General features: G+C 39.4%; 1 protein-coding gene and 2 pseudogenes. 1 reads left to right on the top strand and 2 read right to left on the bottom strand.

What is annotated here, in order from left to right; all coding sequences use genetic code 11:
* Positions 1-294: pseudogene (locus GRP75_RS30105) on the top strand (hypothetical protein); the annotation flags it as partial.
* 71 nt (positions 295-365) lie between these two features.
* Here GRP75_RS30105 and GRP75_RS26475 read toward each other — a convergent pair.
* Complete coding sequence (locus GRP75_RS26475; RefSeq protein WP_160790836.1) at positions 366-599, bottom strand: hypothetical protein; 234 nt, start codon at positions 597-599, stop codon at positions 366-368.
* 177 nt (positions 600-776) lie between these two features.
* Positions 777-1,580 (bottom strand): annotated as a pseudogene (locus tag GRP75_RS26470) (transcriptional regulator); the annotation flags it as partial.

Below are 1,580 nucleotides of genomic sequence, written 5' to 3'. Positions count from 1 at the left end.
GTTCAATTGATTAATCCGATACATCACACTGGAAAAGGAGCATTTGAGAAAACCTTCACCATGATCCCTGAGAATGGAGAAGACGCCAATGTGTTCGTTAAAAATAATGGAAGTTCAACAGTTTATGTAGAGATTAAGAAAGCAGGTTCTAGCACCTCTATAGACACTTCGGTTTCACCTGGTAGTCAAAAGACCTTGCAAATTTATTCTCAAAGTAAAAACTCATATAGTGTATACATTTATACCCAGGACGGTTCCCAGATGGACCTCAACATAAGCGCAAGACAATTCTAATTAATGTACAGAAATTACTAAGTGGCTTCATATACATCCGACTCACATAAAACAGAGAAGGACTCTATCGGCTATATACCGTTGGAGTCCTCTTTCACATCTACTCTAAATTCAAACTGTTTACGGAAGAAATAAGATCCGTTAATCTTAACCGACTCCGGCGTAATATTCTTCACTACTCCACCGTAATCCACAATATCTATCAAATCTTTACCCAGCGGCTGAACCACGTATACTCTTACCTGGCTTAATGCAGCTGCAAATAATTCTATATCTGACTTTAACACTTTATATGTATGGTTCATGCTGATCACATCAAGATAGTTATTCTGTGGTATGTGTGGTAATTCATACACTGAAGAAAGCTCTGCTAACCTTATGGTCGGCAGAGCTTTCTTTTGCTTTAGAATCCCCCAATTTGTACAAGGGTCTGAATAAGCTGATCATGATTGTGAGCGGGTACGATTATAAAAAACAAAAAGCTACTCGCAACGATTAACAATGCCATTTTTTTCAACATTACTTACCCACACCTTTTCAATTAGATTGGAGAACTCTGTTTTGATTTCAGGAGTCGCATGGACTTGGAAACGCATAAACAGACCAATACAATTTATATGTGACTTTACCATTGCATACATCAAGTATTTAAAGCCATCACTGTATTTCACCCGATGTAAATAATAATGAGCCATTTCGTAACCAAACCATGCGAAATAGTCTGGTATTACTTGTTGGGTATATATATCAGATGATGTTGGGAGTTGAGCAAATGTATTAATATTCGTTTCAAAACGTGAAAGGACATCATCCACATCTATTTCATATCGGTTAGCCGCTATCATAACGTTCAACAGCTTTGAGAGTTTCTCATTTTCGTTAGCGGTTGATGTTGCTGCTATATATTCAACATAGTCTGGCAGTACGCTGACATCTCCAGACAGGAGCTTATTAACGTACGTGTTACCTTCTGCCCACTGACTGAACAAGTTTACCCAGTGTTGAGTATCTTCGTCAGTCTCTTTGACCCAATCCAAATAACGGCCCTCTGGTTTCCTTTTCATGCTCGCTGTTCTTTCGATTCTTCTGCTGATGCTTTATGGAATATTGTACTTCCGCTTTCCCTCTCATTTGCCTTGCCATTTCCTCAACCTTGTCCCACTTGCGCAAAGACCTGTACACGTTCGCCAAATCCTTCAATGCGTCAAGTTGGTCCATTTCATCCAGACGTTCAATGTAAGGCTCGAACAATGTAGCTGCCTTGAGATTACGGCTTTGATCGTCAC

It is taken from the genome of Paenibacillus sp. OT2-17 (assembly GCF_009827695.1).
Classification (GTDB): domain Bacteria; phylum Bacillota; class Bacilli; order Paenibacillales; family Paenibacillaceae; genus Paenibacillus; species Paenibacillus polymyxa_B.
Note: the sequence above shows the minus strand (reverse complement) of the source record. Positions and strands in the feature narration are given on the sequence as shown.

What these genes read in the sequence shown, in the direction of transcription:
- GRP75_RS26475 (WP_160790836.1), bottom strand. Translation starts at nt 599, where the DNA reads ATGAACCATACATATAAAGTGTTAAAGTCAGATATAGAATTATTTGCA.